General features: G+C 55.8%; 18 protein-coding genes. 9 read left to right on the top strand and 9 right to left on the bottom strand.

Translation table 11 applies throughout. The features are described 5' to 3' along the window. Window positions 1–168 precede the first annotated feature (168 nt). Entirely contained in the window at window positions 169–990 is an 822-nt protein-coding gene (rhaS, locus tag K5Y30_RS02240) for an HTH-type transcriptional activator RhaS (RefSeq protein WP_222210391.1), read from the top strand. A gap of 15 nt (window positions 991–1,005) precedes the next feature. Then, window positions 1,006–1,872, top strand: coding sequence for an HTH-type transcriptional activator RhaR (rhaR, locus tag K5Y30_RS02235; RefSeq protein ID WP_137385833.1), 867 nt, complete (start codon window positions 1,006–1,008; stop codon window positions 1,870–1,872). 27 nt (window positions 1,873–1,899) lie between these two features. Here rhaR and rhaT read toward each other — a convergent pair whose 3' ends face one another. After that, window positions 1,900–2,934 (bottom strand): L-rhamnose/proton symporter RhaT, encoded by a 1,035-nt coding sequence (gene rhaT, locus K5Y30_RS02230; protein ID WP_222210390.1) that lies wholly within the window; start codon window positions 2,932–2,934, stop codon window positions 1,900–1,902. A gap of 366 nt (window positions 2,935–3,300) precedes the next feature. On the opposite strand from rhaT, the gene K5Y30_RS02225 reads away from it, so the two are divergent. The 3 genes from K5Y30_RS02225 (at window position 3,301) to aldA (ending at window position 5,375) form a co-directional block, all read left to right on the top strand. Further along, the gene (locus K5Y30_RS02225) at window positions 3,301–3,624 is read left to right on the top strand and encodes a hypothetical protein (protein WP_222210389.1); all 324 of its coding nucleotides are present in this window, start codon (window positions 3,301–3,303) and stop codon (window positions 3,622–3,624) included. Window positions 3,625–3,638: 14 nt separating this feature from the next. Next, window positions 3,639–3,737, top strand: a complete 99-nt coding sequence (locus tag K5Y30_RS02220; RefSeq protein ID WP_137385834.1) for a YoaK family small membrane protein — start codon at window positions 3,639–3,641, stop codon at window positions 3,735–3,737. 201 nt (window positions 3,738–3,938) lie between these two features. Then, window positions 3,939–5,375, top strand: coding sequence for an aldehyde dehydrogenase (aldA, locus tag K5Y30_RS02215; RefSeq protein ID WP_222210388.1), 1,437 nt, complete (start codon window positions 3,939–3,941; stop codon window positions 5,373–5,375). A 599-nt stretch (window positions 5,376–5,974) separates the two neighbouring features. Here aldA and K5Y30_RS02210 read toward each other — a convergent pair. After that, window positions 5,975–7,249 carry an MFS transporter gene (locus K5Y30_RS02210; RefSeq protein ID WP_222210387.1) on the bottom strand — a complete coding sequence of 425 codons (1,275 nt, stop codon included), beginning with the start codon at window positions 7,247–7,249 and terminating at the stop codon, window positions 5,975–5,977. After that, complete coding sequence (locus K5Y30_RS02205; RefSeq protein ID WP_222210386.1) at window positions 7,246–8,667, bottom strand: M20 family metallopeptidase; 1,422 nt, start codon at window positions 8,665–8,667, stop codon at window positions 7,246–7,248. Before K5Y30_RS02205 ends, K5Y30_RS02210 begins: the two co-directional genes overlap by 4 nt. Before the next feature lie 148 nt (window positions 8,668–8,815). Here K5Y30_RS02205 and K5Y30_RS02200 point away from each other — a divergent pair, with 148 nt between their 5' ends. Then, window positions 8,816–9,742, top strand: coding sequence for a LysR family transcriptional regulator (locus tag K5Y30_RS02200; RefSeq protein WP_137385838.1), 927 nt, complete (start codon window positions 8,816–8,818; stop codon window positions 9,740–9,742). Between the two features lies 1 nt (window position 9,743). Here K5Y30_RS02200 and K5Y30_RS02195 read toward each other — a convergent pair whose 3' ends face one another. Continuing rightward, window positions 9,744–11,339 (bottom strand): ABC transporter substrate-binding protein, encoded by a 1,596-nt coding sequence (locus tag K5Y30_RS02195; protein ID WP_110866206.1) that lies wholly within the window; start codon window positions 11,337–11,339, stop codon window positions 9,744–9,746. A 126-nt stretch (window positions 11,340–11,465) separates the two neighbouring features. Here K5Y30_RS02195 and pepT point away from each other — a divergent pair, with 126 nt between their 5' ends. Continuing rightward, window positions 11,466–12,692 (top strand): peptidase T, encoded by a 1,227-nt coding sequence (gene pepT, locus K5Y30_RS02190; protein WP_137385839.1) that lies wholly within the window; start codon window positions 11,466–11,468, stop codon window positions 12,690–12,692. Window positions 12,693–13,234: 542 nt separating this feature from the next. Here pepT and K5Y30_RS02185 read toward each other — a convergent pair. Together K5Y30_RS02185 and K5Y30_RS02180 are read right to left on the bottom strand one after the other, a co-directional pair. Beyond that, window positions 13,235–14,014: a transporter substrate-binding domain-containing protein gene (locus tag K5Y30_RS02185; protein ID WP_110866208.1), complete on the bottom strand. Its 780-nt coding sequence runs from the start codon at window positions 14,012–14,014 to the stop codon at window positions 13,235–13,237. Between the two features lie 16 nt (window positions 14,015–14,030). Beyond that, the gene (locus K5Y30_RS02180) at window positions 14,031–15,197 is read right to left on the bottom strand and encodes a methionine aminotransferase (RefSeq protein ID WP_222210385.1); all 1,167 of its coding nucleotides are present in this window, start codon (window positions 15,195–15,197) and stop codon (window positions 14,031–14,033) included. Between the two features lie 126 nt (window positions 15,198–15,323). Between K5Y30_RS02180 and K5Y30_RS02175 the strand changes: the two genes are divergently transcribed. Beyond that, complete coding sequence (locus K5Y30_RS02175) at window positions 15,324–16,166, top strand: LysR substrate-binding domain-containing protein (protein WP_222210384.1); 843 nt, start codon at window positions 15,324–15,326, stop codon at window positions 16,164–16,166. Here K5Y30_RS02175 and K5Y30_RS02170 read toward each other — a convergent pair. Both K5Y30_RS02170 and K5Y30_RS02165 read right to left on the bottom strand, forming a co-directional pair. Further along, a complete protein-coding gene (locus K5Y30_RS02170) occupies window positions 16,163–17,830 on the bottom strand; it encodes a methyl-accepting chemotaxis protein (RefSeq protein WP_222210383.1) in 1,668 nt (555 codons plus the stop codon). The two genes, K5Y30_RS02175 and K5Y30_RS02170, sit on opposite strands and share 4 nt — an antisense overlap. Before the next feature lie 213 nt (window positions 17,831–18,043). Further along, window positions 18,044–19,561 carry a carboxylesterase/lipase family protein gene (locus K5Y30_RS02165; RefSeq protein WP_222210382.1) on the bottom strand — a complete coding sequence of 506 codons (1,518 nt, stop codon included), beginning with the start codon at window positions 19,559–19,561 and terminating at the stop codon, window positions 18,044–18,046. 192 nt (window positions 19,562–19,753) lie between these two features. Between K5Y30_RS02165 and K5Y30_RS02160 the strand changes: the two genes are divergently transcribed. Further along, on the top strand, window positions 19,754–20,188 hold the full coding sequence (locus K5Y30_RS02160) for a DoxX family protein (protein WP_222210381.1): 435 nt from the start codon (window positions 19,754–19,756) through the stop codon (window positions 20,186–20,188). A 54-nt stretch (window positions 20,189–20,242) separates the two neighbouring features. Here the strand turns inward: K5Y30_RS02160 and K5Y30_RS02155 are convergent, their stop codons facing one another. Continuing rightward, window positions 20,243–21,580 (bottom strand): VOC family protein, encoded by a 1,338-nt coding sequence (locus K5Y30_RS02155; protein ID WP_222210380.1) that lies wholly within the window; start codon window positions 21,578–21,580, stop codon window positions 20,243–20,245. Between the last annotated feature and the right edge of the window lie 54 nt (window positions 21,581–21,634).

Genomic DNA, 21,634 nt, shown 5'->3' with positions numbered 1-21,634 from the left:
ACAGAACCACACAAGTGGCGAGATGTGAGCCTTGCCGCATTTCTGTCAATCGCCGGTGAGATCTTGAAAAATTAGCCATTTTCCTGCGTCACTAAGATGAAAATTCAAGGTAAGGTGCGGGGCGCCTGCGTAGACTCGGCAACGGTTGAGTTAATTAAGAGGCGAAACATGACCGTTCTACATAGCGCAGATTTCTTCCCTGAAGGGAATTACGCCATCGCCATCGAGCCGCGTGTGCCGCAGCAGGCATTTCCGGAGCACCATCATGATTTCCATGAAATCGTGTTGGTGGAACAAGGTTCTGGCATTCATGTGTTTAACGGTCAGCCGCAAGCTTTATCCGCAGGATGCGTGTGCTTTGTGCGCGATCACGATCGTCATCTTTATGAGCAAACGGAAAATTTGTGTCTAACCAACGTGCTGTATCGCAGTCCGGCGTCATTTCGTTTTCTCTCGGGTTTGCAGGCGCTCCTGCCGCGCGAAGAAGAGGATCACTACGCGTCGCACTGGCGCATTAATCACAAGGTGATGGCGCAGGCGCTACAAATCGTTACGCAGATGAAGCAGCAAGATGTGTGGTCACTGGAACGTCACGCACGCCAGGAGCAACTTTTTCTGCAACTGCTGGTGTTGTTGCGCGAAGCGGCTCACAACGATCAATTACAGGATCAGGAAGCACGCTTACATCGGTTGCTCGACTGGCTCAATGAGCACTACAGTGAAGAGATTGTGTGGGATGCATTAGCCGATCGTTTTTCATTGTCGCTGCGCACTCTGCACCGCCAGATGAAGCAGCAAACCGGTAATACACCGCAGCGTTACCTTAATCGGCTTCGCCTGTTACAGGCGCGGCATTTACTGCGTCATAGCGATATGCGCATTACAGACATCGCCTACCAGTGTGGATTTGGTGACAGCAATCACTTCTCCACGCTGTTCCGGCGGGAATTTGGCTGTGCGCCCAGAGCGGAGCGCCAGCAGATGCTATAACTGGAGCGTTTCCTCATGTCGCTGATCTTAACGCGCGAAGACTATTTTCCGGCCACCAATCTGCCGATTGCGGTGGCCGAGCGCATGCCGCAGCCCTCCTTTCCTCCGCACCGTCATGAATTCAGTGAAATCGTTATCGTCTGGCGCGGTAACGGCCTGCATGTGTTGAACGATCGTCCATGGTTGGTAACCTGCGGCGACGTTTTTTACATTCACGATAATGACTGCCACAGTTATGACAGCGTCAACGATCTGGCGCTGGATAACATTCTTTACTGCCGCGATCGCTTTCGTCTTAGCCTTGACTGGAGCCAGTTGTTGCCGCCGCAAGAAGAAGATTCGCCGGGCTGCTGGCGTTTGACCACCCGCGGGATGGCGTTAGCGCGCGGTGTGATTAGCCAGCTGGAACGCGAAAGCCGCAAAAGTGATTCGCTATCGATTCAACTCTCTGAGGCGCTGTTTTTGCAATTAGCATTGATTCTGCGCCGTCACGGTTATGCTGCCGATCGGCCTTGGGCATTACCTGAAGGAGAACAATTAGATCTGCTGATGTCGGCGCTGCAAGGTGCCATCAGCCGTCCATTCGATTTGGCAGTGTTCTGCCAGCAGAATCAGTTGAGCGAGCGTGCGTTGAAACAACTGTTTCGCCAGCAAACCGGTATGACCGTGGGACACTATCTGCGGCAACTACAGCTGTGTCAGGCGAAATATCTGCTGCGGACGCAGGATTGCTTAATCAGTGAAGTGGCCGCGCGTTGCGGCTTCGATGACAGTAACTACTTTTCGGTGGTGTTTACGCGGGAAACCGGTTTAACGCCGAGCGCCTGGCGGCAGCGTTTCCTGCCGCAGCGTGAACTCTCAGCAGAGAAAGTGAAAGCCTGACGTGCCGTAGCGGCGTCAGGCTTTACATCAGGCTGCCATGCCTAATCCAACAATATTGGCAGCAATGATAATTACCACACAACCCAGTGACAGAACGCGAACCGGACGTTGACCCGCCGATTTCCACTCTTTTAGTACCAGACCAACCAAACCACCGCACAGCACGTAGAGGCTCATATGCAGCATCCAGCTGATGAAGTCATACTGTGCCGGAATTTTGGCGTGTCCCCAGGCGTAGAAGAAGAACTGCAGATACCACATGGTGCCGCCCAGCACGGCAAACGCGATATTGGCCAGCAGCATTGGTTTGGCGACGGAGAAATCACGGCGTACTGAAATATCGGTTTTTACCGCCAGACGGATGAAGCAGTAAGCCAGATTGATTGACGCACCACCGCCCATGATCACCACATAGCTTGGCAACGCGACATAGAGTGGATTGATGCCCAGATTGGCTGCGGCTTCGTGCATCGGCTTGGCGGCATCCATCGCAAACGACATGCCGGCCGAGAAGATGCCGCACATCACGGCCAAAATCAGCCCTTTTTTCAGGTTGAACTCTTCGGCGTTGATGCCCAGCGCCCGCTCTTTTAACAGACCGGCACGCGATACAATCCCTACGCCGATCAGCGCAACTAACACGCCGAGCAGCGTCATACGTCCGCCGGGTGAGCTGAACAGCTCGACAAAGCGGCCTTGTAGTAGCGGCGTCATCAGGGTTCCCACCACTAACGTGATACCGATGGCAATACCAATGCCCATCGACATCCCGAGGTAGCGCATGGTCAAACCATAGTTGATGTTACCGATGCCCCACATGGCACCAAACAGAAATACCGGCATCAGTTGAGAGAAACTAAAGCTGCCGTAATACGCCCAGAAGTTCGGCAATAATACCGCACTGACTGCCCAGGGAAGAATCAGCCACGACATGACGCCGCCTACTGACCACATCGTTTCCCAGGACCACTTTTTCACCTGCTTAAATGGAGCATAAAAACAGGCGGCACTGGCGGCACCCACCAGATGCCAGAAAATACCTGCAATGATGGCACTGTTCATTGTTATTCCTTCGTAAGGTTGAGGCCAACAGGAAACCGGCGGTTTCCCGATTACCGGCAGTCTACGGTGGGCAGCTTTTCGTCAGCCTTTGGATGGCTGCCGGAAAGCGGAGGTTGCTGGCAAAATTCGGTGGGTCGTCAACATAAGGATCACAAAATCGCATTTGCAGGCAGGTCATGGGGTGATTTTTATAAGTGGCTTATTATTCGACATATTTTTCTATTATGCTGTGCCGATCAGCACAGTTTTTGATTCACTGCCACTGCAACAGTTAACATGGCAGTCACACAAAGCCGCGTACCAGACTTTCCCCGCAGGCGTTTAATCCGTATAACGTTGGGAAAATCATCAGGACGAAGGATTGAGATGAATACCAAAAGATTGCGGCTTTTGCTGTCACAATCGGTGAGCCGCGTGATGCTGGATGACATCCGGGCCATCGTGCCGGCGCAGGCGCTGAACGTCTTTATTAATGGATTAGATGAAGCACATTACGCCACGCTGGATTGCGTGCAGAGCGAGGAGAATTGCGCCCTGCTGGCTTCGGTGATTGTGGTGTGGCGACAGCTGGGTCACGTTCATGCGATTCATTATCAGAAAGGTGAGCATCTGCGTAAGGTCGACGACGCCACGCAATTCCAGCTGTTCAGTATGATGAAAACCCATCGCGCGATCGTGCAGATCGCTTAACTCTCGGGATGACTATGAAAATCGGACTGCTTTTCCCTATTGCCATCATCATTGCTGGCGTCAGTTTTTTGGCGTGGTTTATTGTCAGCGGCGCGGCGATGCCAGGTTCCTGACATTTTTTAACATACCTTAAATCACTACTAAGCCGCTGAAAGCGCGGCATTTCGCCAGGAATGCTGCGTCTGTCGTGTTGTTCTTCCCTTCTTTGCCATCCCTCAAGTTGCATTGGCAATAGCAAAAAGGTGCTATGCCCTGATCTGTTTCACTCTGCAATTCACAAATCTTTAACGAAACCGATCGCGGAGAACCTGCACATGACAACACACCATCAACATTATATTAATGGCGCGTTTGTTGCCGATCAGAACGATAAGTGGATAGAAGTGATTAACCCAGCAACTGAGGCATTACTTTCGCGCGTGCCGGAAGGCAGTAAACACGACGCCGCGCAGGCCATCGACGCTGCTGAAGTGGCGCAGCCGAATTGGGAAGCGCTCCCCCCCGTTGAACGCGGCAACTGGCTGCGCAAAATTGCCGCTGCTATTCGTCAGCGTGAACCAGAACTGACCGCCACTATCGTCGCCGAAGGCGGAAAAACCCAGGGTCTGGCGCAAACTGAAGTACTGTTTACAGCTGATTATCTTGAGTACATGGCCGAATGGGCACGCCGTTATGATGGCGAGATCGTTAATAGCGATCGTCCCAACGAAAACATCTTTGTGTTCAGGAAAGCGATTGGCGTCACCACCGGCATTCTGCCGTGGAACTTCCCCTTCTTCCTGATTGCACGTAAAGCCGCGCCCGCGCTGGTAACCGGCAATACCATTGTTATCAAGCCAAGTGAGCTGACGCCTAACAATGCGGCGATTTTTGCGCACATCATCCATGAAATTGGTCTGCCGAAAGGCGTGATCAACTTTGTTTACGGCTATGGCCCGGAGATTGGTCAGGAGCTGGCAGGCAACCCGAAAGTCGGCTTAGTCAGTCTGACCGGCAGCGTCAACGCCGGTATAGCCACCATGGAAGCCGCAGCGAAAAACGTTACCAAAGTCTCGCTTGAACTGGGCGGAAAAGCGCCAGCCATCGTCATGGATGATGCCGATCTCGATCTGGCGGTCAAAGCGATTGTTAGCTCCCGCGTGATCAACACCGGACAGGTGTGTAACTGTGCTGAGCGCGTTTACGTGCAGGAAGGCATCTACGACCGCTTTATTAGCGCGCTGACTACCGCCATGCAGCAGGTGAAGTTTGGTAATCCGGCCGAGCAAAACGATATCGATATGGGGCCGCTAATCACTGCGGCCGCGCTGGAACGCGTTGAGCAGAAAGTGGCGAACGCGGTCGCGGATGGCGGCAAAGTAGTGCTAGGCGGGAAGCGTGCAGGCAGCAAAGGCTTCTATTTTGAACCAACCATTATCACGGGCGTGCGTCAGGATATGGAGATCATGCAGCAGGAGATTTTTGGTCCAGTGCTGCCAGTGATGACCTTTAAAACCCTTGATGAAGCCGTAGCGCTGGCGAATGACTGTGAATATGGTCTGACCTCATCGATTTACACTCAGAACCTCAACACCGCGATGGTTGCCCTGCGTAAGTTGAAGTTTGGTGAAACCTATATCAACCGCGAGAACTTCGAAGCGATGCAAGGCTTCCATGCGGGCTGGCGTAAATCGGGCATTGGCGGCGCTGATGGCCGTCACGGTTTGGAAGAGTTCTTGCAGACGCACGTGGCGTATTTGCAGTTCTCGTAGATAGTGATCTCCAGAAGCCATGAACAGCGAAATGCTTGTTAGTAAGAAAGCATTTTTCTTCAGGATTGCTATTCGTGCGGGCACTGACACATCTGCTGCGTCACGGGCCGTCCTCGCGCCGCTAACGCGGTACCTTCGGCTTCCACGTTGTGCCAACGGACCGTTCGCGGATCGGCCATCCATGGCCGGCCCCGAACTGCCTCACGCATCCCTGCGTGAGGCTCCTGGCCCAACGTAAAAGCCTCAGCGCTGCGAATAGCCCTTTTGCCGCAGCAGACGCGCCAGCGCCTCTGGCAAATGAGCCCTTTTCAATAATACGCACTGAAGTTGATGAGCAGGCCGGGGCCGCTTTTGGGCCGGCAATCCGCAGCGCTGAACGAAGCGAGGAAGCCAGGAGAGCCCGCAGGACGCGGGCGAAAGGCGGAGCCGGGACAAGGACGTCCCGTCTCCGCCGGTCCGTCAGGCAGACGAGTGAAGTGAAGGTACCGCGCTAGCGGCGCGAGGACCGCCGGCCCAAAAGTGGCCCCGGCCAGCACACTCGCCGTTGCCTTAGCTGACAAGCATTACGCCATAAGTGGCGACCTGTAACCCTGAAACCTTTATAAAACCCGCTTCTGGCTGCGCAGCAGCGCCAGGCCGCTTAACACCGACATCGCCATCAGATAATAACCGGGCGCCAGACTGGTGCCGGTCACGCTAATCAACAGTGTACAAATCAGCGGGGCAAAGCCACCAAACACCGTAACCGCCACGTTATAGCTGATCGCCATGCCGCTGGCGCGCGTACCCATCGGGAACAGATCCGCCATCACCGACGGCACCGTTGAGAAGTAGATCGACTTCAGCAGCGCCATCCAGCACACCAGCAAAATCAACGTAGTCGGCGTGGTGTGATCAACCACCAGCTTAAAGGCCGGATAGATGGTGACGATCAGCAAAATCAACGATCCCCACATCAGCGGCACGCGCCCCACCCGCTCGGCCCATAACCCCATAATTGGCGTGACCACCGTCAAAATCACACCCGCCAACAAGGTAGCAGTAAACGCCACGCTGCCCGACAGGTGCAGATTTTTGGTGGCGTAAGTCGGCACATAGTTCAGCATGTAGTTCACCGCAGTCGAAATCACCATCAGGCCGATCGCCAACAACATCAATTCCTTCTGGCGGCCAAACAGGCTTTTCAGCGGCGCGGCTTCCGGTTTGTGCTCAGCAAAGCTCGCCGGTTCATGTACGTGACGTCGAATATAGATCCCCAGCGGGCCAATCAGCAGGCCGAAGGCGAAGGGAATACGCCATCCCCAATCCTGAATCTGGCTTTCGCTGAGAATCTGCGTCAGTCCGAGTCCAAATGCCGACGCCATCAACGTACTGGCGCCCTGCGTGGCGAACTGCCAGCTGGCGATAAAGGCTTTGCGCTCCGGGAAGTGTTCAACCAGGAACGCCGTCGAGCTGCCAAATTCGCCCCCGGCAGAGAAACCCTGCACCAGACGCGCCAGCAAAATCAGCAGCGGTGCCATCAGGCCAATGCTGCTGTAGCTCGGCATAAAGGTGATGACCGCGCCGCCGAGCATCATTAGGTTGATCGATAACAGCAGCGCTTTTTTTCGACCGTGACGATCGGCATAGTTGCCCAGCACAATCGCGCCCAGCGGACGAATCAGGAATGACACACCAAAACTGCCAAAGGTGAGCAACATTGAAACCGACGGATCGCTGGTAGGAAAGAAGGCATGCGCAATGTAGCTGGCAAAAAAGCCGTACACGGCGATATCAAACCACTCCAGCGCGTTACCGATACAGGTCGCGAACAGCGTTTTGTGCAGATTGGGCTTCGCTGCGTTCAACGGCATCGTGGTATTTAATGTACTCATTGGCCACCTCCAACGTGCGCACGATGCTGCGCCACCAGTTCCGCTCCCTGCTCGCCGAGATCCCACAGCAGACGCGTCATAATCTGCAAACCTTCGCGGGCAATCGATTTCAACATATGCTCGTTGACGCCATGCTGGCCGCAAGCTGGATACGAGTGCGGCACCCATAAGGTTGGCAAACCGAGAATATCGGAGAACACGTCATTGGGCAGCGAGCCGCCGAGGTTAGGCAGCAGCGCCGGTTTCTTGCCGCTGGTTTCCGCCATGCTGGTCAGCACCCAATTGACCAGCGGATCGGTGGGATCAAGGCGTGTCGCGGGCGATCCGCGCATAAACTCCACCTCCACATAGTCAAAACCGTGCTGATGCAGATGGGCGCGCACATGCTGGGCGAGATTTTCCCAGTCGGTACCCACCACAAAACGCAGCTGACAAACGGCGGTGGCGCTGCCCGGAATAGCATTCATCGGACGCGCCGGATTGCCGGTGAGAAACGACAACACTTCCAGCGTGTTCCAGCCATACAGGCGTTCGGTTGGCGTCAGTCCCGGCTCGCCCCAGTTCACGTCGATATCGGGATCGCCCGGCATGCCGCCCACCTCGATATCGCCGAGAATATCGCGCACCTGCGGCGTCAAAGAGTTGGGTTTCAGCGCCTCGACCTGCAACACGCCCTGCGCGTTGACCAGCGAAGCGATGGCGTTGGCCAACTGCGTACCCGGATTGCTCAACAATCCGCCCCAGTTGCCGGAGTGATAAGCGTTGTCACGCGCGTTAACGGTCAAACGGAAATTAACCGCGCCGCGTGAGCCCAGGAACAGCGTTGGACGAACCGCATTGAGACGCGGACCGTCTGAAGCAATAAACAGATCGGCTTGCAGCAGCTCGCCATGCTGCTGGCACAAATGCGCCAGCCCCGGCGAGCTGATCTCTTCACCCATCTCGAACAGTATTTTGCAGTTAAAGCCCAGGCTGCCACCGCGCAACGCAAACACCTGCTCCAGCGCCGCCAGATTGACGCAGTGCTGGCCCTTATTATCTGCGCTGCCGCGCGCATACCAGCGATCGCCCTCTTCAACCATCTGCCATGGCGATAAGCCGTCGCGCCAGTTTTCATCATCACCAAACACCACATCGCCGTGACCATAGCTGAGCAAGGTTGGCAGCATGGGATCTTCAATGCGTACCGCCACGAGGAACGGTCGATTAGCAGCTTCCGCGTTGTCGATGAAATGCAACGTGAAGCCCAGAGCGATCAGCTGCGGGCCGATCTCATCCTGCAAATAGCGCTGTAATTCGTTGTCACGATCGTCGCGCTGGCTTTCGGTACGTTGCGCCACGCGACGCGCCAAAATTCGTTGAAACTCCCCGCTGTCAAAATAAGCGGTGGCCTGTTGAACCGCCTGTTGTGCTGTCATGTTTGCCCTGTCTTTTATTGTTTTGTCGTTAAGGCATCTTTGCGGAAACACTGCTTTGCCACAATTATCAATTTATCGAGTAAGATTTGCTTTTATAGCAAAGCTAGCCTGCCCGATTTCGAGGCATGCACCACCATGAGGCATCCGCATGTTAAGCAGTGAAATCCGCTATTTTCTCGCCGTCGCTAATACTGGCTCGCTCAGCGCCGCCAGCGAACAGCTGTTTGTGGCGGTGTCGGCGATCAGCCGGCAAATTCAGCGGCTGGAAAATCAGGTTGGCGTGCCGCTGTTTGCGCGTCACGCGCGCGGCATGGTGTTGAACGAAGCGGGCGAAATCTTTGCACATCACGTTCGAAAGAACCTGCTGGATATGGAGTATGCGCTGGCGGAAATTAAGGGACTGAAAGCGGTGCGCCGCACGTTGATTCGCGTGGCCTGCACCGATGGGCTGGCATTTACGCTGCTACCGCGTTTGATCGCAGATTTTCGCAATGACAATCCGGGCGTGCTGTTTGATGTGAAAGTCGCCAGCACGCAAGGCGTGGCGGAAGCGCTGCGCAACGGCGAGTGTGACGTGGCGCTGCAATTTAGTCTTCACGCTGAGCGCGGTGTGGAAGTGATGGGTTCGTGGCCGGCACCGGTATTAATCGTGATGCATCAAACGCATCCGCTGGCCAACGCGCCGCAGGTCACGCTCGCCGATCTCAGTCACTATCCGCTGGCCTTGCCGCAGCAAAACACCACCGTGCGGCAACTGTTTGAGCTCGCCAGCCATATGAATGGCAGCCTGGTTGAGCCGGTGATGACCTGCGATACCTTTTCGATGTTGTTTCAATTCCTGCTGCGCACGCCGCAGGCGGTGACAATTTGCAGCGCCTTTACCGTGCTGCAGGAAGCGGAAACGCACGGTTTGATTTTGCGCTCGGTAGGCATCGATCAGCTGAGCCAGCGCACCTTGCAGCTGCAGACGCAATCAGGGCGACCTCGCAGTGCCGCCCTGAATGTGTTTCTCACCTTTATGCTGCAACAGCTGGATGCGTTAGAGGAACCGCTGCGCCAGCGCTGGAAGCCGTGACTCAGTTCTTGATATCCACCGGGTAGAAGATGTGTTTACCGAACGGATCGACCTGATAACCACTCACCGATTTGCGCACCGGCTCGAAGATGGTTGAGTGAGCAATCATCACCGCTGGCATTTGATCATGCATAATCTGCTGCGCTTGCTGATACAGCGCCACGCGTTTGTCGTGATTTTGCTCGGCGCGCGCTTCGGTAATGATCTTCTCAAACGGCTGATAACACCATTTTGACGAGTTGGAGCCGCCATTCGCCGAGGTGCAGCTGTAGAGCGGGCCGAAGAAGTTATCCGGATCGCCGGTCGCCGTGGTCCAGCCCATCAGCGCCGCCTGATGCTCACCGCCTTTCACGCGCTTGAGGTATTCGCCCCACTCATAACTGACGATATTGGCTTTGATACCCACGTTGGCCCAGTCCGCCTGAATCATCTCCGCCATTCGTCGCGCGTTTGGATTATACGGTCGCTGTACCGGCATCGCCCACAGGGCGATTTCGGTGCCTGGCTTAATCCCCGCCTCCTGCAGCAGCGCTTTGGCTTTCTGCGGATCGTAGTCGTAATCCTTCAGATCTTTATCTGCACTCCACACGTCCGGCGGCAGGATGTTTTTCGCTACCGTGCCAGTACCTTTGAAGATGGCATCAATGATCGCCTGTTTGTTAATCGCCATCGCCAGCGCCTGACGCACCTTGACGTTATCCAGCGGTGCTTTGGTGGTGTTGAACGACAGGAAACCGGTATTCAGGCCTGATTTCTGTTCCAGCGTTAAATCGGGATTGGTGCGCATCTTCTCCAGATCGGCCGGATTGGGGAACGGCATAATCTGGCATTCATTTTTCTCCAGCTTGGCATAACGCACCGAGGCGTCCGGCGTGATCGAGAAGACAATACGATCGAGCTTCGCCTTGCCCTGCCAGTATTCCGGGAAGGCTTTATAGAGAATGCGCGAATCTTTTTGATACTGCACCAGCTCAAACGGCCCGGTGCCAATCGGCTCCATATCGACCTTCTCCGGCGTGCCGGCTTTCAACATCTGGTCGGCGTATTCAGCCGAATGGATCGAGGCAAAATACCAGGCTAAGTCGGCGAGGAATGGCGCTTCAGCGTGAGCTAAGGTGATGCGCACGGTATTGTCATCGACCTTCTCAATGCTGGTGATCAGCTTCGCCAGCTCGAGGCTTTCGAAGTTTGCATAGTTACCGCCGGAGACATTGTGGTAGGGGTTTTTGGCATCCATCTGGCGCATAAACGAGAAGATTACGTCGTCGGCGTTAAAATCGCGCGACGGCTTAAATAGCTTGTTGCTCTGGAATTTCACCCCTTTGCGCAGATGGAAGGTGTAGACCTTACCATCCGGGCTGATATCCCAGCTCTCGGCGAGGCTCGGCACCAGTTCGGTGGTGCCGGGCGTGAAGTCCACCAGTCGGTTAAAAATCGGTACCGCGCTGGCATCGACGCTGGTTCCCGACGTGTACAATTGCGGGTTAAAGTTCTCTGGCGATCCTTCTGAACAGTACACCAGCGTTTTTGCCGAAACCCCGCCCGCGACCGCCAAGCCGATTGCAGTGAGAGTGAGATTTGCCATCATTTTTTTCATCATGATCCTCGCTTTTTATTGACTTCCATGAGTCTGCTTCGTTATGTAATGTTCATCTGATTAATAAATAACATGATTTAACCAGCACGCGTACTACAGACGCCGCAATGCTAATAAGGAATTGTGATGACAGACCAACTTGCCAGCCAATTGACCCAGCGTTTCTACCGTTATCTGGCGGTTTCCAGCCAGAGCGATGCCAAATCAACCACGCTGCCGAGTACGCCGTCCCAACATGCGATGGCGGAGTTACTGGCAAAAGAGCTGGGCGAACTGGGTTTGCAGGATATCGTGATTGACCAGCACGCCACGGTCACTGCGGTGAAACCCGGTAATCGCCCTGATGCGCCGCGTATCGGTTTTATCACCCATATTGATACCGTGGATGTTGGCCTGTCGCCGGATATCCACCCGCAAACCCTCAGGTTCACCGGGGAAGATCTGTGCCTTAACAGCACGCAGGACATCTGGCTGCGCGTGGCGGAACATCCGGAGATCAAACCTTATCTCGGGCAGGAGATTATCTTCAGCGACGGCACCAGCGTGCTGGGCGCCGATAACAAAGCAGCGGTGACGGTGGTGATGACGTTGCTGGAGAACCTGCGCGGCGATCACGGTGATATCGTGGTGGCGTTTGTGCCCGATGAAGAGATTGGCCTGCGCGGCGCTAAAGCGCTGGATCTTGAGCAGCGCTTTAACGTCGATTTCGCCTGGACTATCGACTGCTGCGAGCTGGGTGAAGTGGTGTATGAAAACTTCAATGCTGCCGCCGCTGAGCTGGTGTTTACCGGCGTGCCGGCGCATCCGATGTCGGGCAAAGGCGTATTGGTCAATCCGCTGCTGATGGCGCATGACTTCATCTCCCGCTTCGATCGCTTAAAAACCCCCGAACATACCGAAGGCCGCGAAGGTTATATCTGGTTCAACGATATGAATGCCAACGCCAGCCGCGCGGTGTTGAAAGCCTCGATTCGTGATTTCGATTTGCAGGGTTTTGATGCAAAGAAACAGCAACTGGTGGAAGTGGCCGATGAAATCGCCGCGCGTTATCCCACCGGCCATGTAGCGCTGACGATTAACGATACTTACAGCAATATAAGTAATGCAATTGGTGAAGATCGTCGTGCGATTGACCTGATTTTTGCCGCGTTAGAGCAAGTGGGCGTGGAACCGAAGGTGATCCCGATGCGCGGCGGCACCGACGGTGCAGCGCTATCAGCGAAAGGATTATTGACGCCGAACTTCTTCACCGGCGCGCACAATTTCCATTCGCGTTTTGAGTTTTTGCCGGTTCCCTCATTTGTGAAGTCGTATCAGGTGGCCGAAGCGTTGTGTTATTTAGCCGCGAAATAAAAGAAGAAGGTCGTCATAAATGACGACACGAACTCCTGCGGGCGCTGACACATCTGCTGCGTCACGGGCCGTCCTCGCGCCGCTAGCGCGGTGCCTTCGGCTTCCACGTTGTGCCAACGGACCGTTCGCGGATCGGCCGTCCTGGCCGACCCCGAACTGCCTCACGCATCCATGGGTGAGGCTCCTGGCCCAACGTAAAAGCCTCAGCGCTGCGAATAGCCCTTTTGCCGCAGCAGACGTGCCAGCGCCTCTCAAAATTGAGTCGTTTTCAACAACATGTACGGAAGCTAAGAAGCAGGCCGGGGCCACTTTTGGGCAGGCAATCCGCAGCGCTGAACGAAGCGAGGAAGCCAGGAGAGCCCGCAGGACGCGGGCGAAAGGCGGAGCCGGGACATGGAAGTCACGTCTCCGCCGGTCCGTCAGGCAGACGAACGAAGTGAAGGAACCGCGTAAGCGGCGCGAGGACCGCCGGACCAAAAGTGGCCCCGGCCTGCGCAAACACCGTTGGTTAAACCGGCAAGCATTACGCGACCTGTTTTAAGTTATTTGCTCGCTGAAACATCAATCCCAGGGAAGAATTTCGCCGCCAGCTTAGTGACGGTGCCATCGGCTTGCACCTTGGTGATTGCCGCATCCAGCTCTTGTTTCAGTTTGTCATCGCCTTTACGCAGACCAAAACCGATACCGGTGCCGAGAATGGTGTCATCTTCTACCGGCTTGCCGGCAAAGGCGAAACCTTTACCCTGCGGCTTTTCGAGGAAGCCCGATTGACCGGCAGCTGACATCACCAGCGTGCCGTCAAGACGACCGGCAACCATGTCGTTGTAAACCTGGTTCTGATCCTGATAAGAGGTCACTGTAACGCCCTGCGCTTCCCAGTGCTTCTTGGCATAGGTTTCCTGGATCGAACCCTGCAGCACCCCGATGTTTTTCCCTTTCAGTGATTCGGCGGTTGGCAGCAGCTTCTCGCCCTCTTTCACGATTAACATGGTCGGAATGCGGTAGATCGGCTTAGTGAAGTCGATGCTTTTCGCCCGCGCTTCGGTGATGTTCATTGCGGAGTTAATGGCATCAAATTTTTTCGCCTGCAGCGCCGGAATCAACGCATCAAAGCTGCTTTCCACCCACTTACAGTCGAAGTTGCCTACCTGACAAATCGCTTTACCCAGTTCGATATCGAAACCTTCCAGTTCGCCCTGCGCGTTGCGGCTCTCAAATGGCGGATACTGCGATTCAAGACCATAGCGTAAGGTTTCCTGCGCCAGCGCGTGCGCCGAAGTCAGCATGCCCAAAGCGACAAACAGTGCGTTCAATTTTTTCATTATATTTACCCCTAAGTTACCCTTTGACCTGGCAGAGCGCTTCTGCACCGGCCTGAAGTGTTGCGTCGTCTTTTGCGAATGACAGGCGAATTAATTTATTGTCAGTGCCGTCCATATAAAACGCCGACAACGGAATGGTGGCCACACCGTGATCGACGATGAGACGTTTTACCATTTCGCTATCACTTTCGTCACTGAAATGTCCGTAGCTGGCCAACATAAAGAACGAACCGGCGCACGGCAGCAGCTTAAACGGCGAATCCTGCATCAAGGTCAGCAGGCGATCGCGCTTCGCCTGATAAAACGGCGACAGCTGCAGATAGTTCTGCGGATTTTGCAGATAGTGAGCAAAACCGACCTGCATCGGCGTATCGGCGGCGTACATCATGAACTGATGGACTTTAACGATCTCTTCCATCAGCGCTGCCGGTGCCAGCGCATAACCCACGCGCCAGCCGGTGACATGGAAGGTTTTACCGAAGGAGGAAACCACCACGCTGCGCTGCGCCAGTTCCGGATGCGTTGCCATGCCGCAGTGCTTGCGGCCATCAAACAGGATGTGTTCATAGACTTCGTCAGACAGCACCACAATATCGGTGTTGCGCGTCAACGCGGCTAACTGATCCAGATCCGCAGCTGACAGCACCTGCGCGCTGGGATTGTGCGGCGTATTGATGATGATCATGCGTGTGCGCGGCGTAATGGTGGCGCGCAGTTCGTCCCAATTGATGGCGAAATCCGGCACCTGCAACTTCAGGCCAATTGGCGTAGCGCCCTGCAGACGGACCACCGGCGCGTAGCTGTCAAACGCCGGCTCGAAGAAGATCACTTCATCGCCTGCGTGGACCAGCGCGGAAATCGCCATGTAAATGCCCTGGCTGGCGCTGCCGGTGATCAGCACTTCGCTGCCGGCATCATAGTGCTGGCCATACAGCGTGTGAACTTTCTCCGCCAGCGCTTCACGCAGCGACGGCAGGCCGGTCATTGAAGCGTATTGATTATGACCGTCACGCATCGCCTGGCTGACCAGCTCAACCAGCTGTGGATCGCAGGGGAAGTTCGGTGCGCCTTGCGACAGGTTAATGGCTTTATGTTGCGCCGACAGCTGGCCAATGACGCTAAAAATCGTCGTGCCGACATCGGGCTGTTTGGAAGAGATGTTAACACTGCTATTCAGGGTCATCGGTGCCTCGTGAGGTTGCATAACCACGTATCGAAAGTAGATTTCTATTCAACGGTGTGCGGCTTGAGTCGACAAGCGAATTGTTGTCATAATAGCCATGATTAAAAATCATAGCTTGAGGTTGTTATGTCCCGCTCTGCTCTGCCGCTCAATGCCATCCACGCGTTTCTGGTCACCGCGCGCCATCTCAACCTGACGCGTGCCGCCAGCGAACTGTGCATCACTCAAGGCGCGGTGAGCCGTAAAATCGCCACAATGGAGAGTTGGCTGGGATTCGCGCTGTTTACCCGCCACGCGCGTGGCCTGCATCTCACCGAACAAGGTGCCGCGCTGCTGCCGGAACTGCAGCAAGGTTTCGCCATGCTGGTGAATGCCACAGAAAAAGCCAGCTGCAGCAACGCCTCGATTCGTCTGAAAGCGCCTACCTGCGCCATGCGCTGGCTGGTGCCGCGTCTGGTGGCGCTGGAACAGCAGCGGCCAGATATTCACGTAGCGTTGACCACCACACTCGATCATGGCTCACAGCTCGATAACTTTGACGCGGCGATTGTGTTTGGCCCGTCGCCAGCCGGTTCGATTTGCCTGTTTGAGGAGCGTTTAACGCCGGTGATGGCCAGCAGCGTCACGCCGCCCACGCAGATTGGCGAACTGGCAAAGTTTACTTTTCTGCATCCCACGCCGGATTCACGCGACTGGCAGCTTTGGCTGGCCGGGCTGGATGCCGCGTTACCAATGGCGCGCAATCAGCATTTCGCCACCATGGATCTCGCGATCAGCGCTGCGATTCAGGGATTTGGCATCACGGTGGCGGATGTCACCTTGGTGCAGAACGATGTGGTGAATGGGCGACTGATTGCGCCGTTTGCCACCAGTGTGGCGACCGGCGCAAGCTACAGCCTGTTACAGCGGGCGGAAAAAGATGCGCCACCGTTCCTGCCGGAACTGGTGGCGTGGTTATCTGAGGTTTAGAACGAGACCCATTCGTCAGAGGCTGATTTCGGCTGTGCGAGGCCTGCGCCGGTCAACAACGGCCGACGCAGCGCGGTTGGCGATACCACGACCTTATTCACAGGCGCGCTGTCCGACAGACGGAATTTCGCCACCGAGGCCTGCAGCTCCTGCGTCTGGCGCTCCAGCGCGCTGGCAGCGGCAGAAACTTCCTCAACCAGCGAGGCGTTCTGCTGAGTGACGCTGTCCATCTCGGTGACGGCGGTACCGACCTGCGAAATCCCTTTGCTCTGCTCTTCTGACGCCGCAGCGATGTGCTTCATGATTTCATTTACATCCTGCACCGACTTAAGAATGTCGTGCATGGTGCTGCCCGCGCTGCTCACCAGCGCCGACCCTTTTTCCACGCGCTGCACGGAATCTTCGATCAATGTGGCGATCTCTTTCGCCGCACCGGCGCTGCGCTGTGCCAGATTGCGCACTTCACTGGCCACCACGGCAAAACCGCGGCCCTGTTCACCGGCGCGTGCGGCTTCTACCGCGGCGTTCAGCGCCAGGATGTTGGTCTGGAAGGCGATGCTGTTTATCACGCTGGTTATCTCAGCGATCTTCTTCGAGCTGCCGGAGATGCCTTGCATGGTGGTAACCACTTCACCCACTAACCGTCCGCCCTGCTGCGCGGTGCCGGTGGCGGTTTCGGCCAGCGAACTGGCCTGACGCGCGTTGTCAGCGTTGAACTTCACGGTGGCAGTTAACTGCTCCATGCTGGCCGCCGTTTGCTCCAGCGCGGCCGCCTGCTCTTCGGTACGCGATGAGAGATCGTTGTTGCCGGAGGAGATCTCCGCTGCGCCGCGATAGATGTTTTCAGTGCCGCTGCGAATCGCGCTTACCGCTTCGCGCAGGCTGTCCTGCATGGCACGCAGCAGCGGCACCAGCTTGCCGACGCAGTTACGGCCAAAATCTTCCACCGGCTGGCTGAGGTCGCCCTGCGCAATAATCGTGAAATGGTTACGGATACGCTCCAGTGGTTTCACCAGCATCGCCACCAGATAGCGATCGGTAAACAGCAAGATAAACAAGCCAATCACCACCGCCACCAGAATAATGACTTTAGTGATGCTGGTGAGCTTATCGACGGTGACGCGCGTCTCATCCAGTTTGCTGCCTGCGGCTTTATTGAAAGCTTCCGCGCTGGCACCAAACGCACGACTAAGCGGCGGCGTGACGTTATTGGCTTGCGCACGATAGGCTTCAAGCGTGCCCTGCTGCGCCAGCGAAACCTGCGGTGCGATGCCTTCATCGAGCAGTTTTTGCCAGTTGGTGATGACGCTATTGGCGGTCTCCGCATCCATCGGACCTGGCGCCATGGTTTTAAACTGCGCCAGCAGCGTTTTCATATTGTCGAGCGCTTGTTGCACCGGGGTAAAAGCATCAGCACCGACTGCGCTGCCGGAGGCGCGGCCTTCCATCACGCGAGACAGACGCGTAACGACACGAAAATATTGATCATTTCCTTTGCTTAAAATCGTCATTTGATTGACCAGTTGGCGGTCAATCTCGTTGCCCTCGCCGAGGGCGTTCAGTGAGTGGACGCTAAACAGCCCAACGGCACACCACAGCAGGCAAAACAGCCCAAGAATGGTGAGCAATACGGCGCGGATGGTGAAATTTTTTAAGATACCCATACATAATCCCTTGGTGTGAAACGCGAAGGAGGCCCGATAAAATCGGGCATATTGCGTTTATCGGCATCGGATTGGGAAAATGTAACGGTTTTGTAAGCTAATTAATTGCTTACTGACGCGGGTGAGGAATATGCGCTTTTAAGATTTATCAGCAAGATAGGCGAAAATTTGCCTTATAAATTGATTTGCCAGATTACACCATTAGCACGCTCATTAAAGCTTAACGTGGCTGCGCATCATCAAACGGAACAAACGCAGCCGTCCACGCATAAAGCGCGCCTTCACCACCGCCTGGGCTTTGCCCTGTTCGCCCAGCGCCAGCGTCAGATCGTCGCCCGGTCGCCAGGCTGGCCAATCTACTTCACCCGCTAAGTGCGAGCTAAACTCGCTGGCTTCACGCGCGAAGGTGACCCAATAAGCGCTGACTGTGGAGGCGAACGCTTTATCCTGCTCGCTGTAGCTGCGTTCCGCTGGCGGCGTTAGCGTATCCAGCGTATTGAAGACATAGGGAATTTCATTGCCGTGCCAGGTACCATGCGGATAGAGATCGCGCGCGTTTTCGGAGACGTAATCGAACCAGTAACGCCATGCGGGCATGCCGATATTGTGCTGCGCCTGAGCGACTATCAAGGGTAACACCGTGAACGCCATATCACGCGCCACCGCGCGTCCCAGCAGCGCATCATCATGAATGTCGTACAGCCACTTCATCAGGCGATAACTGACGCGGTTCTTGCTGCGCATCTGGCGCAACACCGCGGTGGCATCCACGCCAAAATAGTCCAGCACGCTGGCTTCATCGCTGTTGCTGCCAATCATTAACGGAATGCGATGCTGCTTGCCGGAGATAAACGTGGTTAACATCGGTTTCGGCAGCACCGCATCGCCGCTGATGGGAACCGGGCCGAGCGCCAGGGGGCGCTCTAACGGCCAGAATTGTTCGGCGGGCAGCTCGCGCAGCTGCTCGGCGCTGGCATCTTCGGGTAAAGCAAAATGCGCCGCGACCTGCAAACCAATCTGTTGTGCCTGCTTTTGCGAGATGTCGGGCAAGCTGTAGGCACTTTGTACGATGCCTTTGTGAAACAGCGCCTCGGAGAGCGGTGAACAGCACAGCGATAACACGCTGCGCGCGCCGGAGGATTCACCAAACAGCGTCACGTTATGGCGATCGCCGCCAAAGGCCGGAATGTTGCGCTGAATCCACTGCAACGCAGCAATTTGATCGAGTAAGGCAAAGTTGTTGATCACGCGCCCGGCGGGATATTGCGCGTCCAGCGCCGGATGAGAGAAGAAACCGAAGTGACCAAGCCGATAGTTGAGCGTTACTACCACCACGCCTTGCACCGCCAGCGCTTTACCGCGATAGGGATCGAGATTACCTGCGCCGATGGAAAAACCGCCGCCGTGCAACCAGACCATCACCGGCAACGGCCGCGAGGGCTCGACATCTGGCGTCCAGATATTCAGGTAGAGACAATCTTCACTGAAGCGACCGGGATCGCCACCGCCGGCGGCCACGCAATAGTCACGATTTTGCCAGCTTGCTGCGCCCCATTCGGTCGCATCACGCACCGCTTGCCACGGCTGGACCGGCTGCGGCGGTCGCCAGCGTAAAGCGCCAGTAGGTGCAGCTGCGTACGGTATTCCTTTAAAGACAAAAAGATCTTCGTCCATCAGGCCTCTGAGTTCCCCTTCTGCGGTCATGATCCTCAGACGTCGTTCATTTTTCATCTCGGGTTCCCTGATAATGCATCGTTCCATTATTTGCAGGCCTTGGACGAATGTCCATGTTCTGAAAGCATTTGCAGATTAAGCCGAAACGCGGCGCGATTCTTTGAACAACTCCATCAAATATTTTGGCTAACCCCATCGAGGCCATTTGTTTTAAGGTTGCAAGTTAACCTGGCGCGACGGAGAAACACCATGTTTGGTGGCATTAATCAAATGTTCAACCGGATGTGCGATCACCCGGACCTTGGCAAACTGCTTTTGCGCCTGACGTTTGGCGGATTGCTGCTGTTTCATGGGGCGTTCAAAGTGGTGCATGGCGTGGGTTGGATTGCGCACATGCTCGCCGTCAAAGGAATGCCAGGTTTCATCGCTTACGGTGCTTACATCGGGGAAATAGCGGCACCTGTAATGGTGATCATCGGATTTTTGACGCGCCCTGTGGCGTTCGTCATTGCGGTGAACATGATTGTTGCGACACTGCTGGTAAAAATGGGCGCTGTCTGGCACCGCACCGACGTCGGTGCGTGGGCGCTGGAGACAGAAGCGCTTTACCTGCTGGGTGCGCTCGCCATTATGTTTTTGGGTGCCGGGAAGTACACGCTGGTGCGTGATTCGCGCTTGCAATAACCACAAGAAAAGCAGCCGGTCTGCTGAATTTCAGACCGGCTGTAACATTTCCCCTCAGGCTACGCCACAGCGTTCCAGACTGCGCTGCTGCATCTGCTGGTACAACGCCATTTCATCCTGCACCGCGCAACCTAACGCGCTTTCAAAATCCGCTCGGCTGGCATTCCCCGCGCTGCGTGTTTGCGCCACGTCGCCCAGATTCGACTGGAAAATCCCCGCGGCACTGACCGGCAGGAAATCCTCGTAAACGATCGGTTCGGCACTCAAACGCTCTTCAGCCAGCAACTGCGTCACGCTTTCGCCCGCGCGTGGCGGCAAATGCTCGCCTTTTTCGGTCAGGCGATAGCGGAACCACGCCAGCTGCTGCTCGCGCAAAGACTCTTCGTCGTCGGGGAAATCACCAAACACTTCACTTAGATGTTGCTGGTGATGCTGGTTATCGCTGCCGGTACCGGCTTCGGCCAGCAGACGATCGTAAAGTTCGCGTCCTTTCGGGGTGAGCGCCGCGCCGCGCTGTTCAATCTCACCAAAGCGCGCGGTGTGCGTGCCCGGCGTGCCATCGTTAAAGTGCACCGCTTCTTCCAGCGCCTTGAAGCTGGTCTGGCGCAGCAGAATCGGTACTTTACGCTGCGGCGGGCCCTCAATCAGGGTTTTGGGATCGATGCCGCGTGAAGGCATCAGCGCTTGCACCCGATCAATATCCAGCGTGCGCGGCGTCAAATGGTTGATGTGGCAACCACGGAAACACACCACATCGGCAATCAGACGATGCTGCTGGCTCAGTGCGCGATAAGTGGCGCTGTCTACGGTGGTATGCGCATGCCAGCGGAAGGTTTCCAGCGCTTCATGCACGAAAGTGGCGGCATCCGCGGCGTTCAAACCGCCCTGCTGCTGATGCTTAGCGATCAACGCGCGGCAACCTGGCGTAAAGATATCGCGCGCGGCGAGAATTGCAGCGGCCTTCTCGCGCAGCGCCGCATCATCAATCAGTTCCAGACGCAGCAACGAAGTGAAAACGCGGAATGGATTATGGCGCAACGCGCGATCGCTGACCGGACGAAACGCCGTGGAGTGCACCGGCACACCGGCTTGCGACAGGTCGTAATACCCCACTGCTTCCATGCCCATCACGGCAAACATCTGGCGCAACGTGCTGAGTTCATCAGCCTTGCCGACGCGAATCGCACCGTGACGCTCGACGCTCAGGCGACTCAGTTCATCGGCGGCCGACAAGCGGTTTTTTAACTCGGGATTGGCTTCCAGCGTACGTTCATTAACAGCGGTGACCAACTGCGTCAGCGTGCCGTATTGCGGCACTTCCTGCTGATACAGGGTCGACATTGCCTGCGAGAACAGCGTGCGGATGGCATCGCTGCTGAGAAAGTTTGGCATCATCATCACCTTGGGCTAACGGGTTGTTGCTACTGTAGATCAACCCTTTAGCGG

This window comes from Pantoea sp. DY-5 (assembly GCF_019795955.1).
Classification (GTDB): Bacteria; Pseudomonadota; Gammaproteobacteria; order Enterobacterales; family Enterobacteriaceae; genus Pantoea; species Pantoea leporis.
This window is presented reverse-complemented; position numbering and strand designations above follow the sequence as displayed.